Source organism: Agreia sp. (genome assembly GCF_964263775.1).
GTDB lineage: Bacteria > Actinomycetota > Actinomycetes > Actinomycetales > Microbacteriaceae > Agreia.
Map to the genome: position 1 here is coordinate 1 of NZ_CAXVWM010000148.1, position 4,605 is coordinate 4,605.

At 71.5% G+C, this 4,605-nt stretch carries 4 protein-coding genes; all 4 read right to left on the minus strand.

The window, feature by feature from the left end; genetic code table 11:
* Positions 1–952: serine hydrolase domain-containing protein (locus ACE5CZ_RS11195; RefSeq protein WP_374947410.1), on the minus strand; the 952-nt coding region annotated here is incomplete at its 3' end.
* Positions 953–966: 14 nt separating this feature from the next.
* Complete coding sequence (locus ACE5CZ_RS11200) at positions 967–1,623, minus strand: histidine phosphatase family protein (protein WP_374947411.1); 657 nt, start codon at positions 1,621–1,623, stop codon at positions 967–969.
* Positions 1,624–1,715: 92 nt separating this feature from the next.
* A complete protein-coding gene (locus tag ACE5CZ_RS11205) occupies positions 1,716–2,687 on the minus strand; it encodes an NAD-dependent epimerase/dehydratase family protein (protein ID WP_374947412.1) in 972 nt (323 codons plus the stop codon).
* A partial coding sequence (locus tag ACE5CZ_RS11210; protein ID WP_374947413.1) for an AMP-binding protein occupies positions 2,684–4,605 on the minus strand: 1,922 nt, incomplete at its 5' end. The genes ACE5CZ_RS11210 and ACE5CZ_RS11205, both read right to left, overlap by 4 nt.

The window sequence follows — 4,605 nt, forward strand, 5'->3', positions numbered from 1 at the left end:
GGCCGAAGCGCACGTCGTGCTCGACGTAGAGGCCGAGGCCGTAGCCCTGGGCTTCGATTGTCGGTTCTGCGGAGCGGTTTGCGGCACCGGGCGCGACGGTGTGCATGCGCTGCATCTCTCGCCGGGACGCGCGGCTGAGGATCGCGTCGTCGGTGTTCGACGGGTCGAAGGCGCTGGAGAGCCAGGCGCTCCAGCGGGCGATGTCGGGCGGCGTGCTGAACATGCTCGCGGCGCAGGACCCGATGCCTCCGCCCACGACGGGGCGCGCGACCCAGCTGGCTCCCTTGTCGTAGCTCGTGAAGCCGTGGGCGATACCGTCGCCGCCCGCGCCGTCGCCTTCGAAGTCGGCGGGCTTGTACCCCGTGCTCGCGAGCCCGAGCGGCTCGAGAAACACCTCGCGCGCGAACTGCTCGAAGCCCTGGCCGCAGAGGTCTTCGACGATCACGCCGAGCAGCCAGAACCCCACATTCGAGTACTGGAATCCCACGCCCGGCAGGCCCGCGAAGCCCAGTCCCGCCTCGACGACGGCCAGAAAGCCGTCGCGCGAGAGGGCGAGCTCGTGGTCGGCCCATCCGTTGTCCTCGGGCAGCCCCGAGGAGTTGCTCATGAGCATCCGCACCGTGACGTGCTGAACAACGCCGGCCTCATCGACCGGGTCGCGAAACTGAGGCACGAGGTCGGAGACGCGATCGTCGAGCGACAGCAGACCGCGTTCGCGAAGCACCAGAACGGCCGCGATGCAGAAGCTCTTCGACATCGAGGCGATGCGGTAGATGGTCTCGACGCCGGGTGCGCGGCCGTCGAACTGGAACTCTCCTATTCCGTGGTGGAACAGCACGCCGCTGCGGTCGAAGACCGCGTAGCTGATCGACGGGCTCACCAGCTCGGAGTCGTCGAACCAGCTGCCGAGGCGCGCGGTGACGTCGGGCGACAGCTCGGTCGTGTGGGCCACGGGTGCTCCGGCTCTCAGCGTGTTTCGGATGCCGGACCGGCGTGCGCGGCGTCGTCGACCGCCGGACCTCCGATGGCCTGGCCCATCCAGGTGAGAGCCCGCCAGCCGTGCTGAGGAGATCCATCGAGCACCACGATGCCGGTGTTGCCCAGCGAGTGCTCGGCCGAGAAGTCGGCGCTCACGTTCTCGGCGCGGGCCCCCACCCACGAGCGGATGACGGCACCGTGCGACACGATCGCCACGGTCGGGTGCCCGGTCGCCACCGCCTCGGCGATGACCTCGTCATAGCGGGCGTACACCTCCACTCCCGACTCGGCGCCGGGCATGCGGCGCTCGACATCGCCGTCGGCCCAGGCGATGACGATCTCCATGTAGCGGCGCACGGCCTCGTCGTCGGTTCGCATCTCGAGGTCTCCGGCATCCACCTCGCGAAGGCCCGAGCGGATCTCGACCGTGAGGCCCCGGGCCTCGGCGAGCGGGGCGGCGGTGAGCTGCGAGCGCACCTGCGTCGACGCGAAGATGGCCCCGATCGGCTCGGCGACGAGTCCGGCCGGAACCGCTGCAGCCTGCTCGAGGCCGAGTTCTGTGAGGCCGGGCCCGGGGATGCCCGTGTCGAGGGCTCCGATGATGTTCGACGGGGTCTGGCCATGGCGGATCAGCAGTAAGCGCATGGGGTCCATTGTCTCGCACGGATTCGCGTGACTAGTTCAGGAGGAGCGCGCGGCCTCGTGGATAGTGGCGGCGGCCACGCGCTCCTCCTGACCTAGAAACGCGCGTAGTGCGCGGCGAGGCGGCGCAGACCCTCGTCGAGGCTCACCGCGGGCTGCCACTGCAGCTCGGCGCGAGTGCGTCGCTGGTCGAACCAGTGCGCGGTCGAGAGCTGCTCGGCGAGAAAACGCGTCATCGGCGGCTCATCCACCCCCGGCTTCACGCGCCAGAGCGCCTCGATCAGGGAGCCGGCGGCCCGGGCGACCCCCGCGGGCACAGACCATGCGGGAGCCGGAACGCCCGCGGCGGCGCAGATTCTCGCCAACAGCTCCGCCACGGGCCGAGGCTCCCCGTTGCTGATCACGTAGGCGTTGCCGTGCACCTCGTCGACGCGGTCGAGGGCGGCGACGATCGCCGAGGCGGCGTTGTCGATGTAGGTCGTGTCGATCAGCGCGGCGCCCGTGTCGAGCAGCGGAAGCCGCCCGGCGCGTGCCCGCTCCACGATGCGCTCGATGAGCTGCGTGTCGCCCGGACCCCACACGAGGTGCGGCCGCACGGCCACGACGCGCAGCGAGGCGCAATCGGCGCCCAGCGCCAGCAACTCGGCGCGCGCCTTCGTGCGGGCGTATTCGCCGCGCGCGTGCGCCGGGTCGGCCGGCCGCGCGTCGTCACCGACGATGGATGCCCCGGCGTGCGCCACCGATGGCGACGACACGAACACGAGACGCGGCACCCCGGCATCGTGCATAGAAGACAGAAGCGTGCGCGTGCCCTCGACGTTCACGGCCTCGAACTCGGCAGGGTCTCCCGCCAACGAGACCTTCGCGGCCAGGTGCACCACGGCATCCATGCCCGTCACGGCACGCATCACGTCGGTCGGCGAGAGCAGCGATCCGAGAACGTCCTCGACACCTGCGGCACCGGATGGGCGCCGCTGAAAGGTGCGCACCTCGTGCCCGGCCGCCGCGATCTCGCGGGCGACGGCGCCTCCGAGGAAGCCGCTCGCACCCGTGACGAGAACTCTCACGGGGCGCTCAACTTCGCTCCCGAGAGCACTCCCGAGGCCCACCGCGACAGGGCCGATCGGTCGATCTTCGAGTTGTGCCGGATGTCGGTGGGCAGCGAGGCGACGACCAGCACCGCCGCGATGTCGAGACCCGCGGCGTGACGAACGGATGCCACGAGGTCGCTGTCGCCCAGTGCCGTGCGGCGCGCCGCCGGCTCGGTCTCGAGCACCACGACGAGCTGCTGCGTGCCCCGGGGGCCGATACCCGTGAGTGCGGCGCGGCGCACTCCGAGCAGCGCTTCGATCTTCTGCTCGGGGCCCACGGGGGTGACGACACCCCCGGCGGTGACGATCACATGCGGAAGTCGGCCCTCCACCCAGAGGCGTCCGGCCGAGTCGAGGTGTCCGACGTCTGCGGTGCGGTGCCAGCGTTCGCCCGGCTCAGAAGAAGAAGAAGAAGAAGAAGAAGAAGAGTCGACGCCGGCATCCGCGATGCGGTTGGTGGCCCACAGCCTGTCGTAGTGCTGCTTCAGGTGCGCAGCCGACAGCACGATCTCGCCCGTGACGCCGGGCTGCTCGCTCGGGGAGCCCACGGGCATGCCGTTCTCGTCGAGGCCCGCGATGCGCACGCGAACCGATCCGGAGGGGGTGCCGACGCACACGCCGCCGGCGTGCTCTCCCTCGGGCAAGGCCGCGGCATCCTCGGCGGCCGCGCGGATCTGCTCGAGCGTGATGTCGGTCATGAGCAGGCCCTCGGTCATGCCGTAGGGGGTGTGCCCGGTGGCGTTGGGCATGAGCCGACCCGCCGCCGCGAGCAGCGATTCGGGCACGGGGGCGCCGGCCGAGAGAAAAGTGCGCACGCCCGCGAGCGCCGCGGTGTCGGCGACGTCGAGGGCATCCGCTGTGGCGACCACGTTGGCGAGGGCGGCCGGCGAGAGAAAGACGACCGACGCATCCACCGCGGCCGCGGCCTGCGCCGTGGCCTTCGCCGTGAGGGTGCGCGGCGACGTGACGTGCATGTCGGGGGTCACCGAGCGGGCGCCGAGCGCCGGTCCGAGCAGGGCGAAGGGCGCGAACCCGGCGACGAGGCCGGTGCCGACTCCCACGTCGTACTGCGCGGCGAGGGCGTCGCGCACGGCCTCGAGTTGGGCGTGCGTGTATACGACGCCCTTGGCCGGTCCGGTCGATCCCGACGTGAAGAGAACGGCGGCGACAGCGGATGCCGAGGGCGGCTCGGGCAGGGCCTCGTCGGCTCCCAGCCGCGCGATCTCGCCGAGGGAGTGGCGCACGCCGAGGGCGAGGGCGGCGGCACGGGGAAGCGTCGTGGTCGAGATCTTCTGCCCGGGCCACGAGAACGCGCGGGCCACGGTGAGGCCGGGCAGGGCGCCGATCACGTGGTCGGGGCGAGCGCCGCGCACGGCACGGGTGAGGCCGGGCAGCCCGAGGCCCGCGTCGGCGACGACCACGATCGCGCCGATGCGAAGGCACGCGTAGAGCACCGCGGTGAGGTCGGCGCTCGGCGGGATGAGCAGCGAGACACGGTCGCCGGGCTTCACTCCGGCGCGCACCAGGCCCGCCGCCAGCTGGCGCACGCGGGTCGAGAGCAATTTCCACGACACGGTGCGCCGCGGGTTCATGTCTACGAGGGCGAGTTCGGGGCTGTCGCGCAGCTCGTCGAGCACGCTCCAGAGCGGCTTCGACGAGGGGGCCCGTTCCCCGAGCCTGTCGACGGGGAGCTCGTCGACGGGCCCGGTTCCCTTCGACTGGCTCAGCGAGCGGGAACCCAGCCAGTCCAGCACCACGGGTGCGTACTCCACGTCCTCCGCGATCATGTGCCCGGCGCCCTCGAACCTGTGGATGTCGGCCTGCGGCATCCGCTCGGCGAGGTCGTCGAGGTAGGTGTCGGAGAAGATCGGGTCGCGGGGGCCCCACAGCAGCA

Bases quoted from the DNA above. Each gene is read 5' to 3' on its own strand.
- ACE5CZ_RS11200 (WP_374947411.1), bottom strand. From the start codon at position 1,623: ATGCGCTTACTGCTGATCCGCCATGGCCAGACCCCGTCGAACATCATC.